This window comes from Bacillus sp. C30 (assembly GCF_040838255.1).
Taxonomy (GTDB): Bacteria; Bacillota; Bacilli; order Bacillales; family Bacillaceae_G; genus Bacillus_A; species Bacillus_A mycoides.
In genome coordinates, this window is record NZ_JBFPJH010000018.1 from 1 (window position 1) to 26280 (window position 26280).

A 26280-nucleotide genomic window follows, 5' to 3' on the forward strand; every position below is an offset into this window, starting at 1 on the left:
TTTATATGGCTTTAACAGATACGGAAAATCTATTCATAATTATGTCAGTAATTATTACAATTGGGGCAACAGTAAAAACATTTGAAGCAGATAGTAAAAATGAGAGTGAAGTTATAGTAAATAGTTTACCAATATTGAGAAAACAAATTGTATTTGCGAAATATATAGTAGCAATTATTATTCTTTTTATAAGCGTAACGGTCGGTTGTTTCACGATGGGAATGAAGAATGGGGTTAATCTATTTGAATTTATTGAAACGACAACGGTTGCTAGTATTAGCTTTATTTTAGTGTATTTAAGCTTTGTTTTACCAATATCGTTTTGGTTAGCGTATAAAAAAACTATTTTTATTACGCTTTTCATACTAATAGCACCGACAGCAATCTGTTCTATGTTCTTTCAAATCAACCTAGAACAAATTCAACTATATAACAGCGTGTTATTCGTTAGTTCAATATGCATATTCATAGTATCTGTCTTCGTTTCAGTAAAGTTGTATGAGAAGAGAGAATTTTAAAAGGTGCCTTATATAAGGCGCCTTATTCAATAACGACAATATGAAAGTAAGAGTTTATAAACAGAGAGGCTGTTTGGTACAACATCTTTTGGAGTATGTAATATAAAGCTGAAAACGATAACGAGAATGAGAAAGAGGAAAAATAAAAATAGGATCTGCTTATGTATAGAATTTTGCATATAACCCACTCCTTTTTTAGGTAGTATGTCCAAAAGAAAGAAGGATATGAAAAATTTTAGGAGGGAGAATGATGAACAAAATAAAGTGGTTATATAGAATTGGGGTACTTTTATTTTCAATCGGTCTCATAATAGCAAATTTTTACTCGGATATACCACCGCCATTTCCTAATTTGCATAAAGGGATTGGTATAAGTATTGTCATAGCTGGTCTTCTTTGTCTTATCGCATCAAATTTCTATAGAAAATCTGAATGAATATAAAGTGAAACTTTAATCAGTGGGGGTTTTGTCCATCCCCACTGATTATTAGTTGAACCAATCGGGCGTTTACGGGCAGTTGATCTCCCACCTAACTCCCTCGCATTCGCCGAATTTTGAGGTGGGGGTCTTACTGCCCGTTAATGCGGGATAAAAAAGGACAGTTACTTCTTTTCAGAAGAACTGTCCTTTTTAAATAACTTGTTCCATAGCTTGGCGATACTCCATATAATCACGATTGTAATGGAGGCAATAATTGACCAAGCGATAGATGCAATTTCAAGTGCCATGTTAGGAAGGAATGTAAGAATGGATAATACTTTATGAAACAGCCATTCTATTATATGAAAACTTATTTGTAATAGAATGACGATCCCAAGTGTGATCCATGTTAAGATTTGTTTTCCTTTTTCTTTCCACATGACATTCACCTCACGTTAGCCTAATAATTTTAAGCCAACAGCACCGCATAGAATGCAGCTTAAGAAGGCAAGGCGACGCCAATCCGCTGACTCGCGGAAAATAAGAATACCGAGAAGTGCACTTCCGGCAGTTCCGATTCCAGTCCAAATTGCGTAAGCAGTTCCCATCGGTAATGTGTTCATTGCAAGAGATAAGAAGAAGAAGCTTACGCCAAAGTTAGCGATTAAAATAACTTTTGGTGCCCAGCCTTTCTTTTCAGTGGCTACTTTCATAAAGAGTACACCAACAATTTCACAAATACCAGCTAGAATTAAAAATACCCAATCCATTTTATGCGGCCTCCTTCGCTTCTTTTTCTTCTGTTACTCGTTTTAAACCAATTACTCCGAAGAAGATTAAACCGATTAATAAAACTTTTACGATAGAGAAAGGTTCTCCGAAGATGAAAATCTCTGTAAGAACGATTCCACCAGCTCCAATTCCTGTAAAGACTGCGTATACAGTGCCGACAGGTAAATCTTTATATGCTCTAAATAATAAGACGAAACTAATTGTAATTAATAGAGCAACACCAGCCCACTCAAGTGGTGCCTCCGCTTTTTTAAGTCCAATAACCCAAAATATTTCAATAATACCAGCTATGATTACATAAATCCATGCCATATGTCATTTCTCCTTCCTACCAGTCGTTAGGTAAAGGGCTTAAAAACGACGCATTGCAAAGGAGCAATCCGTCAGTTTGAAAGGCCGCGCCAAAATACTTTCCAAGAAGCTTCTAAACGTGTCTCAAAACGATTTAAACCTGCGTATAGTAGTTCAACCATAAGGCCGTCAAGTAAGCATAAAAAAGCCTCCAAAGCATCTTTTACTTCAATGTTATGCAGTTCATCTTGTTCGCTTGCTCTTTTAAACACAGGGAATAAAAGTTTTCCGACATTTTCAATGTGTACATTCGCTTTATCAATAATTTGTTCGCGAAATGCATCCGGCGGAAAATAAGAAGTTCGTAACCAAAACATTGATTCTTCACTTTCACCAAATCGTTTTGCATAGCCTTTTAACAAATTTAAGAGCAATTCTTCAGTAGACGAATTTGAAAATTTTTCGATATCGTCTGTGAAGCTTTGCAAATCTTTTTGAAGAGCGGATTCTAAGCATGTAAAATATAGCTCTTCTTTTCCTTTAAAGTGTGCGTAAATCGATGGTTTTTTAATCCCAACTTCTTGAGCAATATTTGCTAATGAAGTTCCTTCGTAGCCGTAGCGTGCGAAATGAGAAAGTGCTACAGCTTTAATGCGGTTTGCTGTCATTTTCATCCCCTACCTACCGTTCGTTAGGTTCATTATATGAGATAAAAAATATAAAGTCAATAGGTGAAGAACTGAAAAAAGAGTGCTATGGTTGGCACTCTTTTCTAGACTGTTTTTCGCTCAATTAAATGGAATGAAAGTTCTTCTGAGTTTCCAATAATGTGTTCGTTTTGTATCTGTTTATGAAATAAAGAAAAAGCACGTGATCCCATTGTGAGCCCGGGATGCTCAATAGTTGTAATTTCTAATGCTTTTGAAATTTCATGGTTATCAAATCCCAGGATAGCGAGGTCTTCAGGTATGCGAATGCCATGTTTTTTTGCCTCTGTTAATAAACCAGCAGCTACTTGATCGTTCGCTGTGAAAATAGCGGTTGGACGATTTTTCATGTTTAAAATACGATGAAGTATTTTTGCCCCGTCCTGCATCGTATAACATTGATGGAAAATCCAATCAGGGTGTACTGTTTTTCCTTCGTGACGAAGAGTGTCGGCGAAAGCTTTTTCACGCTCGATTGAATTAACACTTGTTTTTCTTGCTAAACAAATGCCGATTTTTTCATGACCTTTACTGAGTAAATAGGAAGTACCGAGACGGAATCCTTCGTAATGATCTACATAGACAGATGAAATGAGGGGATGGTTCATTTTTTCACATGAAATAATAGGGGCAAATTTTGCGAACGGTTCAATTTGTTCCCATGAACTCGTGCGAGAGCAAATAATCATCCCGTCAAATTGTTTCATTTTCATCATTTCAAGAACGCGAATTTCTTCAATACTATCGTAATTCGTTTGGCATAAATTAATATGATATCCAGCTGCTAACGCTTCGTTTCCGATTCCTTCAATGATCGTGCTAAAGTACGGAAGATTAATAAAAGGTAGCATAACGCCAATTGTATATGTTTTACCCTTTATTAAATGGATAGCATTTATATTTTTTGCATAGTTCAATTCTTCAACTGCATCTAAAACACGCTTACGTTTTTCCTCTTTTACGTAAGGATGATTATTAAGGACACGAGAAACAGTTGATATAGATACACCAGCAGTTTTTGCAATTTGTTTTATATTGGCCATATGTATCACCTCTTTCCTTAATTATAAGGGGAAAATAATAAGAATGAAAAAAATCTTGACCTGAAAAGCTTTTCACAATCTATGTTATAAGCATGACTTCTGTTGTTCGCGTAACCTTTTTATTTGGGCGTAAGAATAGTGGGGTCTTTTTTGTATGCCTGCAAAGAATTTTTGTCAGAATGTGTGAGAATAACGTGGGAAGTTTTCGGAGGAGGCGTTTGATAACGAAGCGAATAGTAGAGAGTATAAACGCTTCACTCGTTAAGAGAGCGGTATGAAAGGGCGGAAACAAATTGAAAAAAGGAATCATTTGTTTCGTGTTTTCTAGTGTAATACTTAGCTCATGTTCATTTCAGCAAACGATGCAAGAAGAAAAAACATTTGTAGGAACAACAGGAGGGGCTAAGGACCGTGTTACTGATCCGATTCCGCTAAAGGAACTTCCAAAATATTTTCCGGCGAAGTTTAAAGTTCCAACGTTTTTACCTTATGACATTACGAGTGATGTGAAGGGAGAGGTAAGAACGATGGGAAAGAAGAATGCTGTCTTAACGATTAAATATAAGCAACAAGAGAAAGGAAGGCACGATTATATAGAATTAACAGTGGCCAACTTTTCTTACAGTTTTCCATACCTCGTAGAAGAAAATCGATTTCAAGAACAAATGAAATTGAATAATGGAGCACCTGCTTATTTTAAAAATAAGGATGATTACGAGCGAGGGGACGAATTTGCTACGCTTATATGGAAAGAGAAGGGGATTGAATATCAGCTATTATATCGTAATGTAGATGAGAAAGCTGAAGATGTGATTAAACAAAATCTGCTGTACATTGCGAACAATATGGAATGAAAAAACTAGCTGTATCGTGCAGCTAGTTTTTTGTATATTATTTCTTTTTAATTTTTCCTGACCAAGATTTAAATCCACCTTTTAATTGGTAGAAATCTGTGTAGCCTTGTTTTTTTAAGTATTGAGCTGCACGACCTGTACGGAATCCGCTTTGGCAATATAAATAAACCGGTTGATCTTGGCGAAGTTCTTTGTGGCGAAGGCGAATTTGTGATAATGGAATGTTACGCGCACCTAAAATATGTCCCGCGTTAAATTCATCCGCTTCGCGAATATCGATAAGCTGTGCTTTACGGTAGCCAGCGCGAAATTCATCTTCTGAAAGTGTTTTAATTAATTTTTTCTGATAGAAATACATCCATACAGTGTAGCCGATGAATGCTGCAATTGCGGCTAGTATAATAATCAAGTTTGTTGACACGATTCTATCGCTCCCTTTTTTCTTATCCTACTTTCAATATTATAATGCCCATATGTATTTATGCAACAGATTCATTTGTATATAAGAAGAAATTTCGTATTCTTTCACAAATTTTGTCGAATTTGGTAGACTAGAGAATGTGAAAAATAATTGGTTATATGAGGTGCAGGATGGGAAAAGAAAAATGGTGTTATATTAACTCTGGTCAATGTTCACCAGCATTTAATATGGCGTTAGATGAATGTTTATTAAATTGGCAAAGTGCAAAGGAAATGTCACCAACAATTCGTTTTTATGAATGGGAAGTACCAACATTAACAGTCGGGTATTTCCAGCGTGTTGAAAAAGATATAAATATGGATGTAGTTAACGAAAAGAAATATGGATTCGTTCGTCGTCAAACAGGCGGCAGGGGTGTACTACATGACAAAGAATTAACGTACAGTGTTATTGTGTCTGAAGATCATCCGAATATGCCAAAAACAGTTACAGAAGCATACCGAATTATTTCGCAAGGCTTATTGGACGGTTTTAAGGCATTAGGATTAGAAGCGTATTATGCAGTTCCGAAAACAGAAGCGGATCGTGAGAATTTAAAAAATCCGCGTTCAGGAGTATGTTTTGATGCACCATCTTGGTATGAGATTGTAGTTGAAGGAAGAAAAATCGCGGGTAGTGCCCAAACACGTCAAAAAGGTGTTATCTTACAACACGGTTCTATTCCGTTAGAAATAGATTTAGATGAGTTATACGACCTATTTTTATTCCCAAATGAGCGAGTAAAAGAGCGTATGAAAAACATGTTTTCTTCTAAAGCGGTAGCGATTAATGAATTAACAGACCGCACATTTACGATTGAACAGTTAATTAAAGCGTTTGAAACTGGATTTGAAAAAGGTTTAGATATAGAGCTTGTGCCGTATGAACTAACAGAAGAACAGCTTCATGAAGTTCAAACTTTAGCAAAAGAGAAGTATGAAAGTAATGAATGGAATTATAAAAAATAAGGAGATGGCGACCGCCATCTCCTTATTTTTATAGTAAATTAAGTACTTTTTCTACTTTGATTCCTTTATCTTGTAAAGAACGAAGGCGATTTACAACGTCCATAATTTCTTTGTCGAATGTAACGCTAATACCTTGGCTTTGTAGCTCTTTTTTTAATCCTTCAATAGAATCATCTATGTCGATGCCAAGCTCGTAATCTTGACAAACTTCAATTGTCTTTTTCACAAGTTTAACATAATTTTCTTGTAGTTTTGTATTTGTTTCAGTCAAAGCAGGTTGCTTCGGTTTTACAGGAGTAACCGGTGCTGTCTCTTGCTTTGTAACTGGAGTAGGTACTGCTTTTTTCACAGGTGCTGGAGTAGATAGTTCTGTAGCTGCTTCAACACTTACTGACTTCGGCGTTGGTACCGGAGTAGGTTTAGGTGCAGCAGGTGTTTCTACTCGCGTAATAGGCTTTGGAGCAGGTGTAACTGCTTTTGGAGCTTCTACAACTGTTTCTTCTTGCTCAGCAGCTTCTTTATTTTCTTTGCTCCACATAACGCGTTCAACTTCTAGAGAAACATTGTTTTTGTTCATCGCTGTTAATGTAACTTTACCAACCTCAGCGTTCCCAGTGAAATCAACAATTTTATAAATAACACTCTTGTTCCAATCCACGTTTCCGCTCAAAAATAATTCTTCGTTACATTTCGGCGTTAAGCCCTCGATTTTAATTTCTGCGTTTACACCGTTTTCACTATATACCATAATTAGCGAAGCATTTACGTCTTCGTCTGCTAACATTAGTTCACGTACCATTTTGCCGGTGCGTACTTGCGTTTTCTTCTTAACTGACATCAAATTTCTCCTCTCAAAAATTCAGTAATAATAAAAAAATCGTATAACGAAAAATAATTGCTCACGAAGATTTATGATACCGATAATAAAAGCATCACGTCAACAATTAACTTTAATTATTTTGCATTTTTCTTATTTTCTTTATGAAATTTTTCAATTTGTAAAATTATACAGAAGAAAAACAGCCGTTTGAAGGGCTGTTAAAAATTTGATTTTTTGTATAGTAATTTATATAAAATAAAAAATAGGATAGCGATTAAGGCGTTTTGCCAAAAGGTTAGATGATAAATGAGATAAGGTTGTTTTTTAAAATAGACATTTAAAAGTACAGCTGAACAAAATGGAGTAGCAAATGCGAATCCAAATAGAATCCTTCTTTTCCAATTCATCTTTTGATTAAAGGAATAGCGCTTTAATAAATATAAAATGAAAAGTATACCTAGTATAAAGTGAAACGAACAAAGTGGTTCCAGGGATGCTAAAAGCTGGGCTTAATTGTTCGATATTCTTCCCGAAGATTAAAATGAAAGTCGAAACAAGTGCATCTATTCCAAACTGTATAGCAAGAAGTAAGCTAATAACAAAACCGATTAAAGAAGTTTGTTCTAGCTTTGTTTGGGTTGGTAAAGCTGATATAAGTTCATCGCAGTAAGATCGTAAATCATTTCCGAAAATATCATAAGCATTTTTATTTTCTGCTTGTGCTTCGATGAGATGATCTAATATTTCTAATAAAAGTTCTTCTAATTTTTGTTCGGGTACGTTAGATAATCGGAGATATACTAGCATATCACCGTAAGCAGCTTCGTTTTCAGGTGTTAGAAGTTCGCGTTTTTTATTGTTCAATTCAACCATGTCTTTCGCTTTCATCCCTATCACTCCCCTTGTAATAAGTTGTTTACCGTCGTTGAAACCATTCCCCAACTTTTTTTAAATTCTTCAAGTTGTTCTAATCCCTTATCAGTTACGTGATAATATTTTCGCTTCGGTCCAAGAGAGGAAGCCTTTAATGTACCTTCAATAAGTTTCTCTTTTTGCATGCGTAACAATAAAGGATAGATGCTTCCTTCACTTACGAATGTAAAGCCGTGTTTATTTAATTTTGTACTTAGTTCATATCCGTACACTTCTTCTTGTGAAATGATATATAGAATGCAACCTTCTAGTACACCTTTTAACATTTGGCTGTGCATGATTTCACCACCTTTTATCCAGGTAACTTGCGTTGCAAGGTAGCTGTTATCCAAATTATAACAGTCAGTAACTTGCAACGCAAGTTACTGAAGTGGAAAACTTTAATCTGTGTTAATTTTCATGTGCTTCCCATACTAACGAGAGGAGGGAAGCACATGAAACCATTTATGCCAAAACTCGTTTACTTTGAACCGAGGGCACTCGAATATCCGCTTGGAAAAGAGCTTTATGAGAAGTTTACGAAGATGGGATTAGAAATTCGTGAAACGACATCACACAATCAAATTAGAAATTTTCCAGGGGAAAATGAATTGCAAAAGTATCGTAATGCAAAAGCAACACTTGTCGTTGGGGTGAGGAAGACGTTAAAGTTTGATACATCAAAACCTTCAGCTGAATATGCAATTCCGCTTGCAACAGGGTGTATGGGACATTGTCATTATTGTTATTTGCAAACGACACTTGGGAGTAAACCTTACGTAAGGGTGTATGTGAATCTAGATGAAATCTTTGAGAAGGCAAAGCAATATATGGATGAAAGGGCCCCTGAAATAACAAGATTTGAAGCGGCGTGTACATCAGACATCGTTGGAATTGATCATTTGACACATGCATTAAAGTGGGCGATAGAGTTTATCGGAGAAAGTGAACATGGACGTTTACGTTTCGTTACGAAATATTCGCATGTTGATCATTTATTAGATGCAAAGCATAATGGGAAAACGCGTTTTCGATTTAGTATTAATTCACGTTATGTGATTAAAAATTTTGAAACAGGGACATCGCCATTTGAAGAGCGAATTGAGGCTGCTCGTAAAGTAGCGGGGGCTAATTATCCTCTTGGCTTTATTGTTGCGCCAATTTATATGCATGAAGGGTGGGAAGAAGGGTACCGTGAATTGTTTGAACGATTGTACAATGCGTTAAAAGACATGACGATACCAAATTTAACGTTCGAATTAATTCAACATCGTTTTACGAAACCAGCCAAAAAAGTCATTCAAGAACGTTATCCGAATACGAAACTTGAAATGGATGAAGAGAAGCGGAAATATAAATGGGGACGATACGGTATTGGGAAATATGTATATCAAAAGGATGATGTGGAAGTATTAGAAGAAACAATACGAGGTTATATATATGAGTATTTTCCCGATGCAGAAATTCAATATTTTACATAAGGGGAATCTGGATTCTTTTTTTGTTTTATATATTTAGGCTCGTTTCCACCTTGTCACGTTATTCTTTCTGGTGTATCATTTTATTGATTGCTTCGTACGGAATAAGCAAAATGAAATTGGATGGAGGAAACCGATGCCTACCCCTAGTATGGAAGATTATATTGAACAAATTTATTTGTTGATTGATGAAAAGGGTTATGCCCGTGTATCTGATATTGCTGAAGCGCTTAGTGTACATCCATCCTCTGTAACAAAAATGGTACAAAAATTAGACAAAGACGAATATCTAATTTATGAAAAATATAGAGGGCTTGTATTAACATCAAAAGGTAAAAAAATCGGAGAACGTCTCGTATATCGTCATGAATTGTTAGAACAGTTTATGCGCATTATCGGTGTGGATGAAAGCAAAATTTATAATGATGTAGAAGGAATTGAACATCATTTAAGTTGGGAATCAATTGACCGTATCGGTGATTTAGTACAATACTTTGAACAAGATGAAGTTCGAGTAAAAACACTTCGTGGTGTTCAAAAAGCAAATGAAGAGAAAAGTAATTAAGGGGAACGTGTGGCGTTTCCTTTTTTATTTCAATCGAAAAGGACGGGAGAATAATGAAAGCAATTATTTTTGATTTTGATGGATTAATTGTGGACACAGAAACAATATGGTTTCACTCTTTCAGAGATGCTGTTCGTGAATACGGCGGCGAGTTACCTTTAGGGGAATTTGCAAAATGTATTGGAACGACAGATGAAGTGCTTTATGCATATTTAAAAGAGCAATTAAAAGAAAAATTTAACGAGCATGCATTAAAGGGAAAAGTAACAACTTTACATAAAGAGAAAATGAAAATACCAAAAGCGCGTGACGGGGTAAAAGAATATTTAGAAGAAGCGAAAGAACTTGGATTGAAAATCGGATTAGCCTCTAGTTCATCTAGGGAGTGGGTCGTTCGTTTTTTAGAAGAGCTACAAATTAGAGATTATTTTGAAGTGATTAAAACGCGAGAAGATGTAGAGAAGGTAAAACCAGATCCAGCTCTTTATAAAGTTACGATAGAAGAATTAGGAATTGAACCATCAGAAGCTGTTGTATTTGAAGATTCATTAAATGGATTGAAAGCAGCGGTGGCAGCAGGATTAAAGTGTGTCGTCGTACCTAATGATGTGACAAGAAATTTGCAATTTGAAAACCATCACCTTCGTATCGAAAGTATGAAAGAGAAAAGTTTGAAAGAAGTGCTTCAACATATAAAGTGAAACTTTAATCAGTAGGGTTTTTCGCATCTTCCACTGATTATTAGCCCCGCACCAATCGGGATAAAAAAGACCGTATTTCCTAAAAGGAAGCACGGTCTTTCTTTTTGTTTTTTTTACCTTCAATGACAGTTAAATGAGATTGTTTTCTTTTTCTTTTCAACGATGGAGAATTACCCTTTTTCCCCTTGTCATCAGAAGCATTTCGTTTCAAGAAAGAATTGCTTAGGGGTGCTACATTTTGTTTCCCGTGTTTGCGGTTCGATTGTTTCGCTGCACGCTTATATGAGCTTTGCGAATTTGCAGAACCACTAGAGTTTGTAAACATTTTGTAGAGTAAGTAAAAGATACCGACGACAGCTAACATGATACCAATGTTTTTCAATACTTCCATTGGATTTGTAATAACAGATGAAACAAGGCCGAATATTGCCAATCCGATAATAAGCACAAATATAGCGAATGTAAACGAACGACCGTTCATAAGGGACACCTCCTAAAAACATATATTTAAATTAGTATATTAACGATGAGGAAAGGAGTTGAACACCATTTTTAAATATTTATTGTTTGTTTTCTAAACGTAATAATTCTTCAAACGATGCGATTGCAACTTCCGCTTGATCATCTGTTGGTTCTTTCGTTGTTAATAGTTGCAGCCATAATCCTGGATATCCAAGTACTCGTAAAACAGGGACATCTCGTAATCGATTGGTAAATTGTAATACTTCAAAAGAAATACCGAGAACAACTGGAATTAATAAAATTCGGTTTACTACCCTTGCCCAAAGCGGATCTGTAGGGACGAGGAAATAGACAAACATTCCAATAATGACTGTAAATATAATAAAGCTACTGCCACAGCGATAATGGAGGCGAGTTTGCTTTTGAACATTTTCTACAGTCAGTGGAAGATTATTCTCATAAGCATTGATTACTTTATGTTCCGCACCGTGGTACTGAAATACCCGCTTAATAAGTGGGGTTAAAGAAATGAAGTATATATAGCTCAATAATAGCATGAGCTTAATGACACTTTCGACAATGATTTGCCCTGTATGAGATGGGAAAATCGGTCTCGTTAATTCAGCTAAAAGTGCAGGAACTGCTGTGAAAATTACTTTACCGAATATGAACGATAAAACGCCAACTGCTGCAACTCCTAATACCATCGTTAATTTTGATTGTTCTTCTTTTTTATTTGCAAGTTGTTCATCTTCTTCTGGGTGGACATCAAATCGTTCTGAAGCAAAGTTTAAATGTTTCGCTCCATTCGCACTTGCATCCACAATAGCGGCAATACCTCGTAAAAATGGAATTTTCTTTAGTAGAGATAATGCTTTATTACGAACGCGTGGTAAACGATAAAATTCAATCGATTTATCTTTACGACGAACCGCTGTAACAGTATATTCTCTACCGCCAAACATAACTCCTTCTATGACTGCCTGCCCGCCATATATTTGTTTTGACTCTTCTGCCATGTTAACACCAACCTGTATTTGTTTCTCTCTTATGTAGAAAAAGAGGCAATTGTCATACTTGGTTTTGTCATCTTGAAATAAGACAATCACCGAGTTTCCTTTATTTTATCGACAAATACAGGCAGATGACAAGGGAAAATGTTACGAGAGTCGGACATTTCTTATTCTTTTTATAGACAAATTTGGCAGGATTTAAACATGCCTCAAAATAGTTTCGGGCATACTAGTGAGCGGAGGTGTCAATGTGAATCAAGAACAATCAACAATAAGAAACTTTGTACAAATTGGTTTATTTGGTGGCTTATTTTGGGGAGGTATATGGTATTTCCTTCATATATTCTCATTTACAGAAGCTGGACCTAACTATTTACTTTTACCGTTTGCATTTGGAGATTGGAAAGAAGGGGTTTGGGGAAATGTACTAGGTATCGTTTGTATGGGACTTCTTTCAATTTTAGTGGCATTTCTCTATAAAGCCCTTTTTAAAAAGTTTGAAGGAGTACTCCCTGGCGTACTATACGGTTTGTTTTGGTGGGCATTATTATTTTTGGGGATGGGGCTAATGGCACCTGTTATTAAAAGTGCACTCCATTTACCGAAAGAAACAATTGTAACGACAATATGTATCTTTATATTATATGGTGTTTTTATTTCGTATTCTGTAGCATTCGAATCGAATAATACAAATAGAGGAGAAGGGGTCGAGAAGACAAACTATTCAAATAAGTGATTCCTATGTTAAAATGTCGTATAGACATTTTTTAATATTAAGGAGTTTTAAGAAAATGAAAAAGTTACTCCTCGTAAATGGTCCTAACCTAAATCGCCTTGGCGTTAGGGAAGTAAATGTATACGGAAAAGGAACGTTAGCGACGCTTGAAACAGATATGAAACACGAAGCAGAGAAAATGGGAGTGGAGTTAGAATGTTTCCAATCGAATCATGAAGGTGCTATTATCGATCGTCTTCATGAGGCTGAAGATATATATGAAGGGATCATTTTAAATCCTGGAGCATTTACGCATTATAGCTATGCGATTCGAGATGCAATTGCGAGCATTTCGATTCCTGTTATTGAAGTACATATTTCTAACATTCACCAGCGTGAATCGTTCCGTCACGAATCTGTGACGGCGGCTGTTTGTGCGGGACAAATTGTTGGATTTGGTTTTTATGGCTATAAGTTAGCGTTATTTGCATTAATGGAGAAATTGAGGGAGGCATAAAGTAATGGAAAAGATCGAGAGATTAAGAAGTGCGTTTGATGAGGCTGGTATTGACGGTATCGTATTAACGAATGAACATAGCCGTAGATATATGGCGAATTTCACAGGAACAGCTGGTGTTGTACTAATTTCAAAAGAGCGTGCTCTATTTATTACAGATTTCCGTTATGTAGAGCAAGCTAGTAAGCAAGCGGTTGGATACGAAATAGTGCAGCATCCAGGATTAATTCTTGATGAAGTTGCGAAACAAGTTAAAGAACTTGGAATTCAAAAGCTAGGATTTGAGCAAGATACTCTTACATATAGCTCTTACGTAACGCATAATGAAGCGATCGAAGCTGAATTCATCCCAACTTCTGGGCTTGTAGAAAAGTTACGCTTGATAAAGACTGATTCAGAGATTAAGATATTAAAGGAAGCTGCACAGATTGCAGATGCTGCCTTTGAGCATATTCTATCATTCATTCGCCCGGGAGTATCTGAAATTGAAGTGTCAAATGAACTTGAATTTTTCATGAGAAAACAAGGAGCAACATCTTCTTCGTTTGATATTATCGTTGCTTCAGGTCTTCGTTCGGCATTACCGCACGGCGTGGCATCTGAAAAAGTGATAGAAAAAGGAGATTTCGTTACATTAGACTTCGGCGCTTATTACAAAGGATATTGCTCTGATATTACTCGTACGATTGCAGTCGGTGAACCATCTGATAAATTAAAAGAAATTTATAATATCGTTTTAGAAGCACAACTACGTGGTGTGAACGGTATTAAAGCTGGTTTAACGGGTCGTGAGGCTGATGCATTAACGCGTGATTACATAACGGAAAAAGGATATGGTGAATACTTCGGACACTCTACTGGTCATGGAATCGGTCTTGAAATCCATGAAGCACCAGGTTTAGCGTTCCGTTCTGATACAGTACTTGAACCAGGTATGGCTGTAACAGTAGAACCAGGTATTTATATTCCAGGTGTTGGCGGGGTACGTATTGAAGATGATATCATTGTAACAAGTGAAGGTAATGAAGTAATAACGAAATCACCAAAAGAACTTATTATTTTGTAATACACAGGAGGATTTTTTTACATGATTTCAGTAAACGATTTTCGTACAGGTTTAACAATTTCAGTGGACAATGCCCTTTGGCAAGTAATGGATTTCCAACACGTAAAGCCAGGTAAAGGTGCTGCATTCGTTCGCTCTAAACTACGTAACCTTCGCACAGGATCTGTTCAAGAGAAAACATTCCGTGCAGGTGAAAAAGTAGAAAAAGCACACATCGAAAACCGTCGTATGCAATACTTATACGCGAGCGGTGAGTCTCACGTATTTATGGATAACGAAACTTATGAGCAAATCGAACTTGGTGAAAACCAAATCGAGCGCGAATTGAAATTCTTAAAAGAAAACATGGGAGTATCTATTATGACATACCAAGATGAAGTACTTGGTGTTGAACTTCCGAACACAGTTGAATTAAAAGTTGCAGAAACAGAGCCTGGTATTAAAGGTGACACAGCTTCTAACGTAACAAAACCAGCTAAATTAGAAACTGGTCTTGTTGTACAAGTACCAATCTTCATTAATGAAGGCGAAATGCTTATCATCAACACTGGTGAAGGTAAATACGTTTCTCGTGCATAGTAGAAAAGCACTCGTGATTATCACGAGTGCTTTTTTTATAGGAAATAGGGCAGATAGTAAATTGCAGTTATAGCAAAACTAACTGTGACGAGTGAAAGGGTACCCATAATATATGGAGTCAAAACAATTTGAAACGGGCGTATTTCACCAGTTTCAATACCGGTAAAAGTTTTATTCGTTGCATGATCCATATTGTTATTTCTAAAGGTACTCATAATAATTAACCACGTAATTGCAAATATTGCTAGACTGCCAAGGAAAAAGCTCTCCATAAATGACCAGCCGACCATTTTTGAAAAAAGATAAATAATAGCTAATTCTACTACAATTGTTAAACTAATTTTCAATCCTTTCATATTTTCCCCCCTCATTTTGTACTTCCAACCAATTTGAAAATTTTTCGCATGATACAACATGCAGTACGCAAGGTGATTTTACTTCTTTCTCCAAAGCAGCGTGTACGTCTGGAAATTGTTTTTCCACATGTAATGAAATGTAAGGTAGTTTCTCTTGTGCTTTTAAAGAGCGAATGTTATTCGTTTTAGCACCGGCAAATACGTATGTAAGTTGCAAGTCTAAAAGCGATTTTAAAGATCTCTTTTTTCGCAGATTCGTTATATCCTCTTCCCCAATATTGATAGCCGAGCCAACTTCCAATATGTGAGTGCTTTTGTTCGTAATTAATATGTTTAAGAGTCGTGAGGCCAATTATTTCATTTTCCTCACTTACAATCACTCTTGATAAGGAGTGTTTTTTTCGCTCCTCTCCAATTGCAAAAAGAATGAACGCCTTTGTATCTTCCACTGATTCTACTTCTATCCCGCATTAACGGGCAGTAAGACTCCCACCTCAAAATTCAGCTGGAGCAAAGAAGTTAGGTGGGAGATCAACTGCCCGTAAACGCCCGATTGGTGTGGGCTAATAATCAGTGGGGGATGAACAAAACCCCCACTGATTAAAGTTTTACTTTATCCCTAATGCATTTTTTACATGTGGATTGCTTGATAGCTCAAAAATCACATTTGCATATCGTAAATCGAGCGGTAATAAAGTAACTTGCTTCATCATCTATGCTCCTTTTCTATTAAATATACCATAAATTAATTAGAATATTCGGTTTTCGATCAAGTCGATAGAGAAAAATTATGTTTTTACTTCTGAAATAGACAACCTCTGCATATGGTTGTACAAATATATTCTTTTTCAGAATAAGGAAGTAGTAACTGTTATGGGAGAAGGTGGGAGAATGAAACAGTGGCTAGCGGCAATGGAAACATCCGTGCTTGTTATGGGGTTACTTCGGTTGTTTTCAGGAAGCGCGGAAATATTCGCCGCTTTGCTTATGCTTTACGTGAATGATGCGAAGAAAGCATTGTTTATAAATGGTATGTTGGCGTTTGTTGGACCGACCGTATTAATTTTAACAATGACAATTGGCATAGCGAGTGTAGCAAGTGAGATTTCTTTCTTGAAACTCTTTTTTCTAGCACTTGGAATTGGCTGCATTTTTATCGCGTTGTTGAAATAGTAAGTCGAGTATAGTGGGGAGAAGCTTATGAAAGAAGTATTAGAAGTTTTACCGAAAACGATGAAACAGTTAGTTGAAGGTTGTAAGCAATACGATACTCTAGAGGAAATTCGCGTTCGAATTGGAAGGCCACTAGAGTGTATTGCACATGGAGAAGTGTTTTTCTATGACTATATCGCTACAGCGGAAGATGCAATCCATTTATTGAATAAATTAAGTCAATTCTCAATTTATACGATGGAAGAGGAATTGAAACGTGGATATGTGACACTACGAGGAGGACATAGAATTGGCCTAGCTGGAAAAGTCATTACAGAAAAAAGTGCAGTGAAAATGATTCGGGATGTCTCTTCTTTTAATATTCGTATTGCCCGTCAAAAAATAGGGATTGCTGAGCCGCTTCTGCCATATCTTTATGAATCGCGATGGTTAAACACGATGGTAATTGGCCCACCGCAAACGGGGAAAACAACACTTTTAAGAGATGTAGCACGCTGTATGAGTCAAGGTGTAAGTGCTTCGAAAATTCCTTCATGTAAAGTGGGGATTGTTGATGAACGATCAGAAATTGCGGGCTGTGTGAAAGGAATCCCGCAATATGACTTTGGCGTGCGAGTAGATGTATTAGACGCTTGTCCAAAAGCTGAAGGAATGATGATGATGATTCGTTCTATGAGCCCAGACATATTAATCGTAGATGAAATTGGACGTAAAGAAGATAGTGAAGCGATTATGGAGGCGGTACATGCAGGTGTTCAGCTTTTTATAAGTGCACATGGATTTTCTTATGATGATGTTGTGAAACGTCCATCGTTACAGGCGGTGCTGGAACTTGGTGTATTTGATAGGTTTGTGGAATTATCAAAAGCGAGAGGGCCAGGAACAGTTATGCAAGTGAAAGATAGAGATGGAAAACCAGTATTATCCCATAGAAAGGTTCAAGGCGTATGGTGAAAATATTTGGTGCGGTATTAATAGTTGCTGTTAGCACTTTTTTCGGATTTTCATACGCTAAAAGGTACAGTGAGAGACCGCGGCAACTTAGGTTATTGAAGGCAGCATTGCAATCATTAGAAGCTGAAATTATGTATGGACACACGCCGTTATCTGAGGCTGCAGAGCGTTTAGTCAAACAAATGCCGAAGCCGTTAAATTGGATATTTCAAAGCTTTTCGAAACGGCTAGAGGACGGGGAGCAAACAGTTAGAGAAGCTTGGATTGATAGTTTGAAGGAGAACTGGACGTTAACGGCGTTTAAACAAACCGAGTATGAAATCTTACAACAATTTGGTGAAACACTTGGACAACATGATCGTGAATCACAGCAAAAACATATTCGCTTATGTATTACACATTTGGAGAGAGAAGAAGGAGAAGCGAAAGCATTACAACTACAATATGAAAAAATGATAAAGAGTTTAGGGGTACTAGCAGGGCTACTTATCGTAATTTTACTGCTATAGGGGGGAGAAAGGCGATGTCCATTGATGTTGGATTAATATTTCAAATCGCCGGAATCGGCATTGTTTTAGCTTTCATTCATACTGTACTAAAAGAATTAAAGCGAGAGGATATTGCAAATTGGGTTATCCTTGTCGGTTTTGTCGTTATTTTGTTTCATGTTGCATTTTTAATTAATACTCTATTCGACAAGATTAAAAGTGTCTTTCTCTTCCAGTAAAGGAGGCGGTTCGAATCGAAATTATACAAATTGTCGGATTAGGCCTCGTTGCTACATTTTTAGCTGCTGTTTTAAATCAGCATAAGTCTAGTATTACATCGTTATTTATTGTGTTCATTGGTAGCATGATGTTTCTTCTCTTAATCGATCAAATTCATTCTATTTTACAAATGATTGAGAGAGTGGCGAGTGAAGCGAAGGTTAGCAACGTATATGTAGAAACGTTATTGAAAATTATAGGGATTGCTTATATCGCTGAGTTTGGTGCGCAAATTACAAAGGATGCTGGTCAAGGTGCAATCGCTTCGAAAATTGAATTAGCTGGGAAAATCTTAATTCTCGTCATGGCAATTCCTATTTTGACGGTTGTAATTGAAACAATTCTCGGTTTTTTACCTACGGGATAAGGGGGAGTGAATGTTGAGGAAGTTTGGAGCTAAGCTATTATTTGCTTGCTTCCTTTTCTTTTCTTTACCGATTGTTGTACAAGCTTCTCCTATAGAAACAAACGTCGTTGATCAACAATTGGATAAGCTCGGAATTGAAGATGTGAAGCAATTTTGGGACGGGCTTGTTACAAAGTATGGAGGCTATTTACCAGAGAGTCAAAAAGGAAGCTTTATGGAGTTTGTAAAGGGAGAAAAAGAGTTCTCCATAAAAGAGTGGATGATAGGTCTACTAAAATATTTATTTCATGAGCTTGTTGCAAATGGAAAGTTACTTGGAACGCTCATTATGCTCACGATTTTCAGTGCATTGTTGCAATCGTTGCAATCTGCTTTTTCAAAGAGTAGCGTGAGTAAAATCGCTGATGCAGTCGTATACATGGTACTTATTATTTTCGCTTTAAATAGTTTTTATGTCGTTATGACATATGCAAGAGAGACGATACAAACAATGGTAGATTTTATACTAGCGTTATTACCAATTTTACTTGCACTCGTAGCAACAGGCGGCGGTGTTGTTTCTGTATCATTTTTTCATCCAATCATCATTTTCTTAATGAATACGAGTGGGCTTCTTATGAACTATATCGTTCTACCACTTTTATTACTTGCAACTATATTAAGTATTGTAAGCACGATGAGTGATCAATATAAAGTTACGAAATTGTCCAAGCTTTTGCAAAACGTTAGTGTTGGGATTATTGGTATCTTTTTGACGGTTTTTTTAGGCGTATTATCTGTACAGGGAACAGCGTCAGCCGTTGCTGATGGTATAGCTGTGAAAACGGCTAAATTTGTAACAGGAAACTTCATTCCTGTAGTAGGAAGGATGTTTACTGAGGCGGCGGATACTGTTATTAGTGCATCTGGATTATTAAAAAACACAGTCGGAATTATCGGGCTCGTTATTTTATGCTTAATTGTCGCTTTCCCAGCGATTCAAATTTTTTGTATCGCGTTTATTTATAAATTCGCAGCAGCAGTATTGCAACCAGTAGGCGGAGGAGCAATTATTCAATGTTTAGATATCATTGGACGAAGTATCATTTACGTATTTGCTTGCTTAGCTATCGTATCATTTATGTTCTTTTTAAGTATCACAATTATTATTGCTGCCGGGAACATTACTCTCATGATGCGGTAGGAGGTGAAGAGTATGCAATTTGTTACAGAGTGGATTAGAAATATTATCGTTTTTTTACTCTTAGCGACAATGCTTCATCTTATTCTTCCAAATTCAAATTTGCAAAAGTACGTTAAATTCGTTGTAAGTCTATTGTTAGTCGTATTAATTTTAACGCCTCTATTTAAGTTGTTACAAACAGATGTAAATGAAGTTATCGCAAATTTCAATGAGGAAAAGTACGTAGCAGATGGATCTGTAAAAAATTCGATAGATTCGAAGAAAAAAGAAATACAAGCTCTAACACGTGCATATAGTTTAGAAGAGATGGCTACCAAAATGAAAAAAGACGTAGGAAAAGAGTTTGAGAAAAAGTATGGTATGACAGTCTCTGAAATACAAATAGTCGCAGTGGAACATGCAGAAGAAGTAAAGTCAGCGAAAGATATTCAATCTGTTGTTGTGACGTTGAAAGAAAAAGAACGTAGTAAAAATGATGCAATCGAAACAGTAAAGCCAATTGAAATTAATATGAAAGAACCTCCAAAAAAAATAGAAGAAACGAATGTAGAAATGAAAGATTTCTTTTCAAGCAGGTGGCAACTAGAGGATAAACAAATCCAAGTTCAGATGGAAGGGAGGACAGGTAGCGTAAATGGACAATAAAGATAAAAATTCGAGGTTCTCATTTTTTCGAAACCTATTAAATGGGGATGGAAAAGAAAGTAATGAGAAGGGGAAAAAGGTAACACCTAAGTTTTTGCTTGTCCTACTCATACTTGGGATTGCGCTTATGTTTTCTAGTAATTTCTTATCACCTAAAAAAGAAGAAGTGCCTGTGTTTAAAGAAAAGACAAGTCAAAGCCAAGATAAAGATGTACCAACTTTCGGTCAAAAAAACAATGATAATATGTCAAATGTAGAAAAATACGAAAAAGCGTATGAACAAGAATTGAAAGCTTCTTTAGAAGAGATAGCCGGAGTAAAAGATGTAACTATTAAAGTGAACTTAGATTCATCTGAAGAAAAAATACTCGAGAAAAATACAGTAAAACGTTCACAAACGACAGGTGAAACTGATAAAGCAGGCGGGAAAAGGGAAGTAGAAGACGAGTCTCTTGATGAAAAGACAGTTATTATACGTGAAGGTGATAAAGAAACTCCAATTGTTTTGCGAACAGAGAAACCGAAAGTACGAGGTGTTCTGGTCGTAGCAAAGGGAGTGGATAATATACAAATAAAAGCAATGGTAAAAGAAGCTGTGACGCGATTATTAGATGTACCAGCTCATCGCGTTTCAGTATCACCGAAAAATTGATAGGGAGGAAATAAAGTGTTAAAAAAACAAACGGTTTGGCTATTAACGATGTTAAGTTTAGTGGTTGTACTATCTGTTTATTACGTAACAACTCCTGATAAAATGAATACAGCAGCACCGGCAACGGGTGAAAAGATGGGACAAGAAAAGCAAGGTGTTGATAAAGCAGTTACAAAAGAAACAACGAAAGAAACTACAAATAAAGAGACAACAAAAGAAAATACAAGCAAGGAAACTACAAATAAAGAAACAGACAAAAAAGAGAATGACAAAAAAGAAACAAGTAAAAAAGAGGCTAGCGTAACAGTTCAATCAAGCGATGAGAATTTTACAGCGTTACGTATGCAAATGGAAGATCAGCGTAGTGTAGAGAAAGAAAAGTTACAAAATGTAATGAAGTCATCAAAATCTTCAGCAGAAGAAAAGAGTAAAGCGAAAGATAATCTTGATGCAATCACTACGATGGAAACGAAGCAACAATTACTTGAGACAGTGATTAAATCTCAAGGCGGATATAAGGATGCTCTTGTAAGAGCTGATGGAACGGACATTAAAGTAACAGTTAAATCGGCAAAGCATTCACAAAAAGAAGCGAATAAAATTATTCAGCTCGTAAGAAGTGAAGGTGGTTCAAAAGATGTAGGTGTGAAATTTGATCCATCAGTAAAATAAATTGAAATTATAATAGGTGTTGCTGCTTCAAATTAGATAAAAGAATAATAGAAAAAAGCTATCGTTTTCGATAGCTTTTTTCTATTTCATCTTTGCAGTTGTATTTAGTATTTTCAATTGGAAACGGGGAAATACGCTGTGAGTAAAAGATTAATGGTTCGTGATGATGGTGATTAGTTTTTCCAGATTTGACGTGAATGAAGAGGACCAATGTCCAAATCACTACGGCAGGCAAGAACAGGATGAGCCATATCATATGTCCGCACCTCACTACAATAAATTTGCTACACTTTGAACATACTATTCTTTTATGAAGGAAGAATGAACGGCGCGTAAACAAAAAAATAATATTTGGTAAAAATATGTTTTTTTACCGTAGATAAAATGAAGAATGCTGAGGGAATTACGTTTTTACACTTTGCAGTTTTGAAAAAGTAAAGAATGTTTTTTAGGAAGTGGTCTTGCCAATTTTGTGTGAAACTTGGTATTATTACTAGGTAATAATTTTTTGGTGGAATAATATTTTTACAGGAGTTTCGATTTATAATAAAGAAATATAAATTGGAATGTTTAAAAAATTTAACGTAAGATGGGAATAGTAAATATTTCTATTAGTAAATGTCATAGGAATAAATTTTCTAATAGAATACATCGTATTTTTACAGTAAATCAGTTTGATGCCAATCTGTAAAAACGGGACAAACAAGAGTATGGGAGTGGATTTTACATGTTTAAAATTCAAGAAGTTCGTGAATTAATTAAATTAATTGATAGCTCTAATATTGATGAATTTGAATACAAAAAAGACGGTACAACAATCAAAATGAAAAAACGTGGTAATGAAGTAGTTACTGTGCAAGCACCGGTAACGAAACAGGTAGTACAGCCAGCAGCATCTGTCGAAGTAGAAACAGCAGTAGCGGCAGCGCAAGTAGAAGCGCCAAAACAAGAAGAGAAGAATGTTGTTCAAGATGAAAACCTACATAAAATCACATCACCGATGGTAGGGACATTTTATTCCTCTTCTTCGCCTGATACACCTCAATATGTAAGTGTTGGGGACAGAGTATCGAAAGATTCTATCGTATGTATTGTTGAAGCTATGAAATTATTTAACGAAATTGACGCAGATGTAGAGGGCGAAATTGTTGAGATTCTTGTTAATAACGGACAGCTTGTTGAGTATGGACAACCGCTATTTCTTGTAAAAGCGTAATAAGGGAGTCTTTGTGATGATAAAAAAAGTATTAATAGCCAATCGTGGGGAAATTGCTGTACGAATTATTCGTGCTTGTAAAGAAATGGATATTGAAACAGTTGCAATTTATTCAGAAGCAGACAAAGAGTCACTTCATGTGCAAATTGCAGATGAAGCGTATTGTGTTGGACCAACGATTTCAAAAGAAAGCTATTTAAATTTGACGAACATTATTAGTGTTGCGAAATTAACAGGTTGTGATGCAATTCATCCGGGATATGGATTTTTAGCAGAGAATGCAGATTTTGCAGAATTATGCCGTGAGTGTAACTTGATTTTTATCGGTCCAAGCCCAGAAGCCATTTCAAAGATGGGCACAAAAGACGTTGCACGTGATACAATGAAAGAAGCAGGGGTTCCGATTGTACCAGGTTCACAAGGGATTATTAAAAATACCGAAGAAGCGATCGAGCTTGCTAATCAACTTGGATATCCAGTTATCATTAAAGCGACTGCAGGTGGCGGCGGAAAAGGTATTCGTGTTGCGCGCCATGAAGAAGAGCTTGTAAAAGGAATTCAAATTACACAGCAAGAAGCCAGTACCGCTTTTGGGAACCCTGGTGTATACTTGGAGAAGTACGTTGAAGATTTCCGCCATGTTGAGATTCAAATAATGGCAGATACACATGGGAATGCCATTCATTTAGGAGAGCGTGATTGTACAATTCAGCGCCGTCTGCAAAAACTATTAGAAGAAAGTCCATCACCTGCACTTGATGAGAATATTCGCAAGCAAATGGGTGAGGCAGCAGTTAAAGCGGCGGTAGCGGTTGATTATACAGGTGCTGGTACGGTTGAGTTTATTTATGAATATAAAACGAAAAGCTTTTATTTCATGGAGATGAATACGAGAATCCAAGTTGAACATCCAGTTACTGAAATGGTAACAGGGATGGATTTAATTAAAGAACAAATTCTTGTTGCTTCTGGAGAAAAGTTATCGTTACAGCAAGAAGAAGTACAATTTAATGGTTGGGCAATGGAATGTCGAATTAATGCGGAAAACCCTGCCAAAAAATTCATGCCATCTCCAGGTAAAGTAGAAATGTACTTACCACCAGGCGGATTTGGTATTCGCGTCGATTCAGCTGTATATCCGGGATATTCAATACCACCTTTCTATGATTCGATGGTTGCTAAATTAATTGTTCACGGAAAAACACGTGAAGAGGCAATTGCAAAAATGAAGCGAGCGCTCAGTGAGTTTGTCATTGAAGGCGTACATACAACAATCCCGTTCCATTTGCAATTGCTAGAGCACCCTGATTTTGTAAAAGGTGAGTTTAACACGAAATTTTTGGAAGAGCATGAACTTGTGACGCAGTGATACATTAAAGGAGGTTTTTTTCATGGCTGAACATATGTTAGATATGGGTCAAGATACAACTCTTGGAAAAGTAGAAATTGCACCAGAAGTAATCGAAGTAATTGCAGGTATTGCAGCTGCTGAAGTAGAAGGTGTAGCGGCAATGCGTGGTAATTTTGCTACAGATGTTGTTGAGAAGTTAGGTAAGAAAAATCATGGTAAAGGTGTAAAGGTTGAATTAGCAAACGAAGATATTATTGTTGACCTTTATGTTGTGATGTATTTTGGTGTAGCGATTCCGGTTGTTGCACAAAAAATTCAAGACAATATTCGCCAAGCACTCTTTACAATGACAGGACTTGAGCCAAAAGAAGTGAACGTTCACATCGTTGGCGTAACATTCGAAACACAAAAAACAGAAATCGAACCAGTGTAAGAGTGGAAAAAGGTGCCTAGTAAAATAGGCATCTTTTTTATCGTTTCATTTCTTCACAAATTAAAACCCTCTAATTGTTATACTATTTCAAAAAAAAAGAAAAATAAAACGGTATGTTTCATTTTTCCAAAAAACGTACATTGTGATAAGATATGGAACTTGAAGTTAATCTTTTTATTATTTTTCAGCCTTGTACCCCGTGTGTGAAACGATAAATTGTGTTATTATCATTGTATTATAAGGTTGGAAAATCAATGAAAACTGCAAGAGTAAGTGAATTGACGGCTTATAAATTATAATAATATAACAAAACATAAGGAAAGACTTGAAGTATAAAGGAGAGTTACAATGAAACGTAGGACGGCTAGAGAAAGAGCAATGCAAGCATTATACCAAATGGATATTACAGGTGAATTAGAACCGAAAGTAGCGGTGGAAAATACGCTAGATGAAGGTGAAGAAACAAATGAGTTTCTAGAATCACTTGTTGTAGGATTTGTAGACAACAAAGAAGAGATTGACGCAGCAATTCGTCAAAATTTAAAAAAGTGGAAGCTTGAGCGTATTAGTATTGTTGATCGCAGTATTTTACGTGTAGCTGTGTGTGAGATGAAATACATGGAAGAAATTCCGCACAATGTAACAATTAACGAAGCAATTGAAATCGCAAAAACATTTGGGGATGAGGAATCTCGTCGTTTTATTAACGGCGTTTTATCTAATATAAAAGATACACTGTAATTTCTTTAAGGGGGAAACTTAAAATGGTAGCAGTAATCATCAAAGGAAATGAAGTTGCGGAGAAAAAACGAGCACAATTAAAAGAAAAAGTTGTGAAGTTAAAAGAGCAAGGGATTTTACCAGGATTAGCAGTTATTTTAGTTGGAGAAGATCCAGCATCTCGTTCTTATGTAAAAGGAAAAGAAAAAGGCTGTGAGCAAGTAGGAATCTATTCAGAGCTAATTGAACTTCCTGAAACGATTACTGAGGAGCGTTTGCTTGCTGAAATCGATCGCTTAAATGGAGACGACCGCATTAATGGCATATTGGTACAATTACCTTTACCAAAACATATTGAAGAAAAAGCTATCATTGAAAGAATTTCACCGGAAAAGGATGTAGATGGATTTCACCCAATCAGCGTAGGACGTATGATGACGGGACAAGACACATTCCTTCCATGTACACCGCATGGCATTTTAGAATTAGTAAAAGAAACGAATCTTGATATTTCTGGAAAGCATGTTGTTGTAATTGGAAGAAGTAATATTGTTGGTAAACCAGTGGGGCAACTGTTTTTAAATGAAAATGCAACTGTCACATATTGTCATTCTAAGACGCAAAATATAAAAGAATTATCGAAGTTAGCTGATATTTTAATCGTAGCCGTTGGACGACCGAAAATGGTAACAGCTGACTATATTAAAGAGGGTGCGGTTGTAATTGATGTTGGTGTTAACCGTTTAGAAACAGGCAAACTTTGTGGTGATGTTGATTTTGACAATGTATTAGACGTTGCAGGTTACATTACGCCTGTGCCAAAAGGAGTCGGCCCAATGACTATTACAATGCTTCTTCACAACACTGTGGAGTCTGCAAAGCGTGCAGGTGTTGTTTGTCAATAATTTG

Annotated in this window: 37 protein-coding genes and 3 pseudogenes; 25 read left to right on the plus strand and 15 right to left on the minus strand. The window is 36.3% G+C overall.

From position 1 onward, the window contains the following. Both AB3X49_RS03955 and AB3X49_RS03960 read left to right on the plus strand, forming a co-directional pair. Positions 1-518: ABC-2 transporter permease (locus AB3X49_RS03955; protein WP_367960609.1), on the plus strand; the 518-nt coding region annotated here is incomplete at its 5' end. Between the two features lie 250 nt (positions 519-768). Beyond that, entirely contained in the window at positions 769-954 is a 186-nt protein-coding gene (locus tag AB3X49_RS03960; RefSeq protein WP_159147074.1) for a hypothetical protein, read from the plus strand. A 167-nt stretch (positions 955-1121) separates the two neighbouring features. On the opposite strand, the gene AB3X49_RS03965 is transcribed toward AB3X49_RS03960, so the two are convergent. The 5 genes from AB3X49_RS03965 to AB3X49_RS03985 all read right to left on the minus strand — a co-directional run bounded on the left by AB3X49_RS03965 (position 1122) and on the right by AB3X49_RS03985 (position 3772). Further along, positions 1122-1379: a DUF3975 family protein gene (locus tag AB3X49_RS03965; RefSeq protein WP_044442625.1), complete on the minus strand. Its 258-nt coding sequence runs from the start codon at positions 1377-1379 to the stop codon at positions 1122-1124. Positions 1380-1394: 15 nt separating this feature from the next. Next, a complete protein-coding gene (locus tag AB3X49_RS03970) occupies positions 1395-1709 on the minus strand; it encodes a DMT family transporter (RefSeq protein ID WP_367960612.1) in 315 nt (104 codons plus the stop codon). A 1-nt stretch (position 1710) separates the two neighbouring features. Beyond that, a complete protein-coding gene (locus tag AB3X49_RS03975) occupies positions 1711-2043 on the minus strand; it encodes a DMT family transporter (RefSeq protein WP_000312339.1) in 333 nt (110 codons plus the stop codon). Positions 2044-2114: 71 nt separating this feature from the next. Next, complete coding sequence (locus tag AB3X49_RS03980; protein WP_002129068.1) at positions 2115-2696, minus strand: TetR/AcrR family transcriptional regulator; 582 nt, start codon at positions 2694-2696, stop codon at positions 2115-2117. A 98-nt stretch (positions 2697-2794) separates the two neighbouring features. Then, positions 2795-3772 (minus strand): LacI family DNA-binding transcriptional regulator, encoded by a 978-nt coding sequence (locus tag AB3X49_RS03985; protein WP_002034002.1) that lies wholly within the window; start codon positions 3770-3772, stop codon positions 2795-2797. A gap of 317 nt (positions 3773-4089) precedes the next feature. On the opposite strand from AB3X49_RS03985, the gene AB3X49_RS03990 reads away from it, so the two are divergent. Next, entirely contained in the window at positions 4090-4626 is a 537-nt protein-coding gene (locus AB3X49_RS03990) for a hypothetical protein (protein WP_002129065.1), read from the plus strand. 37 nt (positions 4627-4663) lie between these two features. Here AB3X49_RS03990 and AB3X49_RS03995 read toward each other — a convergent pair whose 3' ends face one another. Next, the gene (locus AB3X49_RS03995) at positions 4664-5047 is read right to left on the minus strand and encodes a rhodanese-like domain-containing protein (protein WP_002015038.1); all 384 of its coding nucleotides are present in this window, start codon (positions 5045-5047) and stop codon (positions 4664-4666) included. A gap of 170 nt (positions 5048-5217) precedes the next feature. Between AB3X49_RS03995 and lipM the strand changes: the two genes are divergently transcribed. Beyond that, positions 5218-6054, plus strand: coding sequence for an octanoyltransferase LipM (gene lipM / locus AB3X49_RS04000; protein ID WP_367960615.1), 837 nt, complete (start codon positions 5218-5220; stop codon positions 6052-6054). A 28-nt stretch (positions 6055-6082) separates the two neighbouring features. Here the strand turns inward: lipM and AB3X49_RS04005 are convergent, their stop codons facing one another. The 3 genes and pseudogenes from AB3X49_RS04005 to AB3X49_RS04015 form a co-directional block, all read right to left on the minus strand. Next, a complete protein-coding gene (locus AB3X49_RS04005) occupies positions 6083-6892 on the minus strand; it encodes a hypothetical protein (RefSeq protein WP_367960617.1) in 810 nt (269 codons plus the stop codon). Positions 6893-7092: 200 nt separating this feature from the next. Next, positions 7093-7762: pseudogene (locus AB3X49_RS04010) on the minus strand (DUF1129 domain-containing protein). Positions 7763-7767: 5 nt separating this feature from the next. Continuing rightward, positions 7768-8085 carry a PadR family transcriptional regulator gene (locus tag AB3X49_RS04015; RefSeq protein ID WP_000556081.1) on the minus strand — a complete coding sequence of 106 codons (318 nt, stop codon included), beginning with the start codon at positions 8083-8085 and terminating at the stop codon, positions 7768-7770. Between the two features lie 156 nt (positions 8086-8241). On the opposite strand from AB3X49_RS04015, the gene splB reads away from it, so the two are divergent. The 3 genes from splB (at position 8242) to AB3X49_RS04030 (ending at position 10530) form a co-directional block, all read left to right on the plus strand. Next, positions 8242-9267: a spore photoproduct lyase gene (splB, locus tag AB3X49_RS04020; protein WP_367960619.1), complete on the plus strand. Its 1026-nt coding sequence runs from the start codon at positions 8242-8244 to the stop codon at positions 9265-9267. Positions 9268-9400: 133 nt separating this feature from the next. After that, positions 9401-9829, plus strand: coding sequence for a transcriptional regulator MntR (gene mntR / locus AB3X49_RS04025; RefSeq protein ID WP_002143106.1), 429 nt, complete (start codon positions 9401-9403; stop codon positions 9827-9829). Between the two features lie 53 nt (positions 9830-9882). Then, entirely contained in the window at positions 9883-10530 is a 648-nt protein-coding gene (locus AB3X49_RS04030) for an HAD family hydrolase (RefSeq protein WP_002015045.1), read from the plus strand. Positions 10531-10609: 79 nt separating this feature from the next. Here AB3X49_RS04030 and AB3X49_RS04035 read toward each other — a convergent pair whose 3' ends face one another. Next, positions 10610-11011, minus strand: coding sequence for an SA1362 family protein (locus AB3X49_RS04035; protein WP_002015046.1), 402 nt, complete (start codon positions 11009-11011; stop codon positions 10610-10612). Positions 11012-11090: 79 nt separating this feature from the next. Then, positions 11091-12011 (minus strand): DUF1385 domain-containing protein, encoded by a 921-nt coding sequence (locus AB3X49_RS04040; protein ID WP_002015047.1) that lies wholly within the window; start codon positions 12009-12011, stop codon positions 11091-11093. A 244-nt stretch (positions 12012-12255) separates the two neighbouring features. Here AB3X49_RS04040 and AB3X49_RS04045 point away from each other — a divergent pair, with 244 nt between their 5' ends. Genes AB3X49_RS04045 through efp form a run of 4 tightly spaced genes read left to right on the plus strand, consistent with a single transcriptional unit; the run spans position 12256 to position 14882 of the window. Further along, positions 12256-12741 (plus strand): YqhR family membrane protein, encoded by a 486-nt coding sequence (locus tag AB3X49_RS04045; RefSeq protein ID WP_141506894.1) that lies wholly within the window; start codon positions 12256-12258, stop codon positions 12739-12741. A 55-nt stretch (positions 12742-12796) separates the two neighbouring features. Further along, positions 12797-13237: a type II 3-dehydroquinate dehydratase gene (gene aroQ / locus AB3X49_RS04050; protein WP_002015049.1), complete on the plus strand. Its 441-nt coding sequence runs from the start codon at positions 12797-12799 to the stop codon at positions 13235-13237. Between the two features lie 4 nt (positions 13238-13241). Further along, the gene (pepQ, locus tag AB3X49_RS04055; protein ID WP_002033991.1) at positions 13242-14303 is read left to right on the plus strand and encodes a Xaa-Pro dipeptidase; all 1062 of its coding nucleotides are present in this window, start codon (positions 13242-13244) and stop codon (positions 14301-14303) included. A gap of 21 nt (positions 14304-14324) precedes the next feature. After that, positions 14325-14882: an elongation factor P gene (efp, locus tag AB3X49_RS04060; RefSeq protein WP_002190649.1), complete on the plus strand. Its 558-nt coding sequence runs from the start codon at positions 14325-14327 to the stop codon at positions 14880-14882. A gap of 35 nt (positions 14883-14917) precedes the next feature. Here efp and AB3X49_RS04065 read toward each other — a convergent pair whose 3' ends face one another. The 3 genes and pseudogenes from AB3X49_RS04065 to AB3X49_RS04075 form a co-directional block, all read right to left on the minus strand. Continuing rightward, complete coding sequence (locus tag AB3X49_RS04065) at positions 14918-15238, minus strand: hypothetical protein (protein WP_002129051.1); 321 nt, start codon at positions 15236-15238, stop codon at positions 14918-14920. Further along, positions 15219-15705, minus strand: a pseudogene (locus AB3X49_RS04070) (GNAT family N-acetyltransferase); the annotation flags it as partial. The gene AB3X49_RS04065 and the pseudogene AB3X49_RS04070, both read right to left, overlap by 20 nt. A 147-nt stretch (positions 15706-15852) precedes the next feature. Further along, positions 15853-15951: pseudogene (locus tag AB3X49_RS04075) on the minus strand (GNAT family N-acetyltransferase); the annotation flags it as partial. A gap of 178 nt (positions 15952-16129) precedes the next feature. On the opposite strand from AB3X49_RS04075, the gene AB3X49_RS04080 reads away from it, so the two are divergent. Genes AB3X49_RS04080 through AB3X49_RS04120 form a run of 9 tightly spaced genes read left to right on the plus strand, consistent with a single transcriptional unit; the run spans position 16130 to position 21651 of the window. Then, positions 16130-16411 (plus strand): YqhV family protein, encoded by a 282-nt coding sequence (locus AB3X49_RS04080; RefSeq protein WP_000816054.1) that lies wholly within the window; start codon positions 16130-16132, stop codon positions 16409-16411. A 27-nt stretch (positions 16412-16438) separates the two neighbouring features. After that, positions 16439-17365, plus strand: a complete 927-nt coding sequence (gene spoIIIAA, locus AB3X49_RS04085; RefSeq protein ID WP_002088576.1) for a stage III sporulation protein AA — start codon at positions 16439-16441, stop codon at positions 17363-17365. After that, the gene (gene spoIIIAB, locus AB3X49_RS04090; protein ID WP_002088574.1) at positions 17359-17874 is read left to right on the plus strand and encodes a stage III sporulation protein SpoIIIAB; all 516 of its coding nucleotides are present in this window, start codon (positions 17359-17361) and stop codon (positions 17872-17874) included. Before spoIIIAA ends, spoIIIAB begins: the two co-directional genes overlap by 7 nt. Positions 17875-17888: 14 nt before the next feature. After that, a complete protein-coding gene (gene spoIIIAC, locus AB3X49_RS04095; RefSeq protein ID WP_000020914.1) occupies positions 17889-18092 on the plus strand; it encodes a stage III sporulation protein AC in 204 nt (67 codons plus the stop codon). 23 nt (positions 18093-18115) lie between these two features. After that, on the plus strand, positions 18116-18499 hold the full coding sequence (spoIIIAD, locus tag AB3X49_RS04100; protein ID WP_078172833.1) for a stage III sporulation protein AD: 384 nt from the start codon (positions 18116-18118) through the stop codon (positions 18497-18499). Positions 18500-18509: 10 nt separating this feature from the next. Then, positions 18510-19682: a stage III sporulation protein AE gene (gene spoIIIAE, locus AB3X49_RS04105; protein WP_002067101.1), complete on the plus strand. Its 1173-nt coding sequence runs from the start codon at positions 18510-18512 to the stop codon at positions 19680-19682. Between the two features lie 12 nt (positions 19683-19694). After that, complete coding sequence (gene spoIIIAF / locus AB3X49_RS04110) at positions 19695-20327, plus strand: stage III sporulation protein AF (RefSeq protein ID WP_002015059.1); 633 nt, start codon at positions 19695-19697, stop codon at positions 20325-20327. After that, positions 20317-20979, plus strand: a complete 663-nt coding sequence (gene spoIIIAG / locus AB3X49_RS04115; protein WP_002088572.1) for a stage III sporulation protein AG — start codon at positions 20317-20319, stop codon at positions 20977-20979. Before spoIIIAF ends, spoIIIAG begins: the two co-directional genes overlap by 11 nt. 15 nt (positions 20980-20994) lie before the next feature. Further along, positions 20995-21651: a SpoIIIAH-like family protein gene (locus AB3X49_RS04120; RefSeq protein WP_002015062.1), complete on the plus strand. Its 657-nt coding sequence runs from the start codon at positions 20995-20997 to the stop codon at positions 21649-21651. A 58-nt stretch (positions 21652-21709) separates the two neighbouring features. On the opposite strand, the gene AB3X49_RS04125 is transcribed toward AB3X49_RS04120, so the two are convergent. Further along, on the minus strand, positions 21710-21907 hold the full coding sequence (locus AB3X49_RS04125) for a hypothetical protein (protein WP_012261697.1): 198 nt from the start codon (positions 21905-21907) through the stop codon (positions 21710-21712). A gap of 471 nt (positions 21908-22378) precedes the next feature. Here AB3X49_RS04125 and accB point away from each other — a divergent pair, with 471 nt between their 5' ends. From accB to folD, 5 genes are all read left to right on the plus strand, one after another. Further along, entirely contained in the window at positions 22379-22867 is a 489-nt protein-coding gene (gene accB / locus AB3X49_RS04130; protein ID WP_367960625.1) for an acetyl-CoA carboxylase biotin carboxyl carrier protein, read from the plus strand. Positions 22868-22883: 16 nt separating this feature from the next. Then, positions 22884-24236 (plus strand): acetyl-CoA carboxylase biotin carboxylase subunit, encoded by a 1353-nt coding sequence (accC, locus tag AB3X49_RS04135; RefSeq protein ID WP_002015065.1) that lies wholly within the window; start codon positions 22884-22886, stop codon positions 24234-24236. A 22-nt stretch (positions 24237-24258) separates the two neighbouring features. Continuing rightward, positions 24259-24651: an Asp23/Gls24 family envelope stress response protein gene (locus tag AB3X49_RS04140; RefSeq protein WP_000807630.1), complete on the plus strand. Its 393-nt coding sequence runs from the start codon at positions 24259-24261 to the stop codon at positions 24649-24651. A 348-nt stretch (positions 24652-24999) separates the two neighbouring features. Next, positions 25000-25392 (plus strand): N utilization substance protein NusB, encoded by a 393-nt coding sequence (gene nusB / locus AB3X49_RS04145; RefSeq protein ID WP_002067080.1) that lies wholly within the window; start codon positions 25000-25002, stop codon positions 25390-25392. Positions 25393-25415: 23 nt separating this feature from the next. Next, on the plus strand, positions 25416-26276 hold the full coding sequence (gene folD / locus AB3X49_RS04150) for a bifunctional methylenetetrahydrofolate dehydrogenase/methenyltetrahydrofolate cyclohydrolase FolD (protein WP_367960627.1): 861 nt from the start codon (positions 25416-25418) through the stop codon (positions 26274-26276). The last annotated feature ends 4 nt before the right edge of the window (positions 26277-26280 follow it).

Bases quoted from the DNA above. Each gene is read 5' to 3' on its own strand.
- AB3X49_RS03960 (WP_159147074.1), top strand. From the start codon at position 769: ATGAACAAAATAAAGTGGTTATATAGAATTGGGGTACTTTTATTTTCA.
- AB3X49_RS03965 (WP_044442625.1), bottom strand. From the start codon at position 1,379: ATGTGGAAAGAAAAAGGAAAACAAATCTTAACATGGATCACACTTGGG.
- AB3X49_RS03970 (WP_367960612.1), bottom strand. From the start codon at position 1,709: ATGGATTGGGTATTTTTAATTCTAGCTGGTATTTGTGAAATTGTTGGT.
- AB3X49_RS03975 (WP_000312339.1), bottom strand. From the start codon at position 2,043: ATGGCATGGATTTATGTAATCATAGCTGGTATTATTGAAATATTTTGG.
- AB3X49_RS03980 (WP_002129068.1), bottom strand. From the start codon at position 2,696: ATGAAAATGACAGCAAACCGCATTAAAGCTGTAGCACTTTCTCATTTC.
- AB3X49_RS03985 (WP_002034002.1), bottom strand. From the start codon at position 3,772: ATGGCCAATATAAAACAAATTGCAAAAACTGCTGGTGTATCTATATCA.
- lipM (WP_367960615.1), top strand. From the start codon at position 5,218: ATGGGAAAAGAAAAATGGTGTTATATTAACTCTGGTCAATGTTCACCA.
- AB3X49_RS04005 (WP_367960617.1), bottom strand. From the start codon at position 6,892: ATGTCAGTTAAGAAGAAAACGCAAGTACGCACCGGCAAAATGGTACGT.
- AB3X49_RS04015 (WP_000556081.1), bottom strand. From the start codon at position 8,085: ATGCACAGCCAAATGTTAAAAGGTGTACTAGAAGGTTGCATTCTATAT.
- splB (WP_367960619.1), top strand. From the start codon at position 8,242: ATGAAACCATTTATGCCAAAACTCGTTTACTTTGAACCGAGGGCACTC.
- mntR (WP_002143106.1), top strand. From the start codon at position 9,401: ATGCCTACCCCTAGTATGGAAGATTATATTGAACAAATTTATTTGTTG.
- AB3X49_RS04030 (WP_002015045.1), top strand. From the start codon at position 9,883: ATGAAAGCAATTATTTTTGATTTTGATGGATTAATTGTGGACACAGAA.
- AB3X49_RS04035 (WP_002015046.1), bottom strand. From the start codon at position 11,011: ATGAACGGTCGTTCGTTTACATTCGCTATATTTGTGCTTATTATCGGA.
- AB3X49_RS04040 (WP_002015047.1), bottom strand. From the start codon at position 12,011: ATGGCAGAAGAGTCAAAACAAATATATGGCGGGCAGGCAGTCATAGAA.
- aroQ (WP_002015049.1), top strand. From the start codon at position 12,797: ATGAAAAAGTTACTCCTCGTAAATGGTCCTAACCTAAATCGCCTTGGC.
- pepQ (WP_002033991.1), top strand. From the start codon at position 13,242: ATGGAAAAGATCGAGAGATTAAGAAGTGCGTTTGATGAGGCTGGTATT.
- efp (WP_002190649.1), top strand. From the start codon at position 14,325: ATGATTTCAGTAAACGATTTTCGTACAGGTTTAACAATTTCAGTGGAC.
- AB3X49_RS04065 (WP_002129051.1), bottom strand. From the start codon at position 15,238: ATGAAAGGATTGAAAATTAGTTTAACAATTGTAGTAGAATTAGCTATT.
- AB3X49_RS04080 (WP_000816054.1), top strand. From the start codon at position 16,130: ATGAAACAGTGGCTAGCGGCAATGGAAACATCCGTGCTTGTTATGGGG.
- spoIIIAA (WP_002088576.1), top strand. From the start codon at position 16,439: ATGAAAGAAGTATTAGAAGTTTTACCGAAAACGATGAAACAGTTAGTT.
- spoIIIAB (WP_002088574.1), top strand. From the start codon at position 17,359: ATGGTGAAAATATTTGGTGCGGTATTAATAGTTGCTGTTAGCACTTTT.
- spoIIIAC (WP_000020914.1), top strand. From the start codon at position 17,889: ATGTCCATTGATGTTGGATTAATATTTCAAATCGCCGGAATCGGCATT.
- spoIIIAE (WP_002067101.1), top strand. From the start codon at position 18,510: ATGTTGAGGAAGTTTGGAGCTAAGCTATTATTTGCTTGCTTCCTTTTC.
- spoIIIAF (WP_002015059.1), top strand. From the start codon at position 19,695: ATGCAATTTGTTACAGAGTGGATTAGAAATATTATCGTTTTTTTACTC.
- spoIIIAG (WP_002088572.1), top strand. From the start codon at position 20,317: ATGGACAATAAAGATAAAAATTCGAGGTTCTCATTTTTTCGAAACCTA.
- AB3X49_RS04125 (WP_012261697.1), bottom strand. From the start codon at position 21,907: ATGATATGGCTCATCCTGTTCTTGCCTGCCGTAGTGATTTGGACATTG.
- accB (WP_367960625.1), top strand. From the start codon at position 22,379: ATGTTTAAAATTCAAGAAGTTCGTGAATTAATTAAATTAATTGATAGC.
- accC (WP_002015065.1), top strand. From the start codon at position 22,884: ATGATAAAAAAAGTATTAATAGCCAATCGTGGGGAAATTGCTGTACGA.
- AB3X49_RS04140 (WP_000807630.1), top strand. From the start codon at position 24,259: ATGGCTGAACATATGTTAGATATGGGTCAAGATACAACTCTTGGAAAA.
- nusB (WP_002067080.1), top strand. From the start codon at position 25,000: ATGAAACGTAGGACGGCTAGAGAAAGAGCAATGCAAGCATTATACCAA.
- folD (WP_367960627.1), top strand. From the start codon at position 25,416: ATGGTAGCAGTAATCATCAAAGGAAATGAAGTTGCGGAGAAAAAACGA.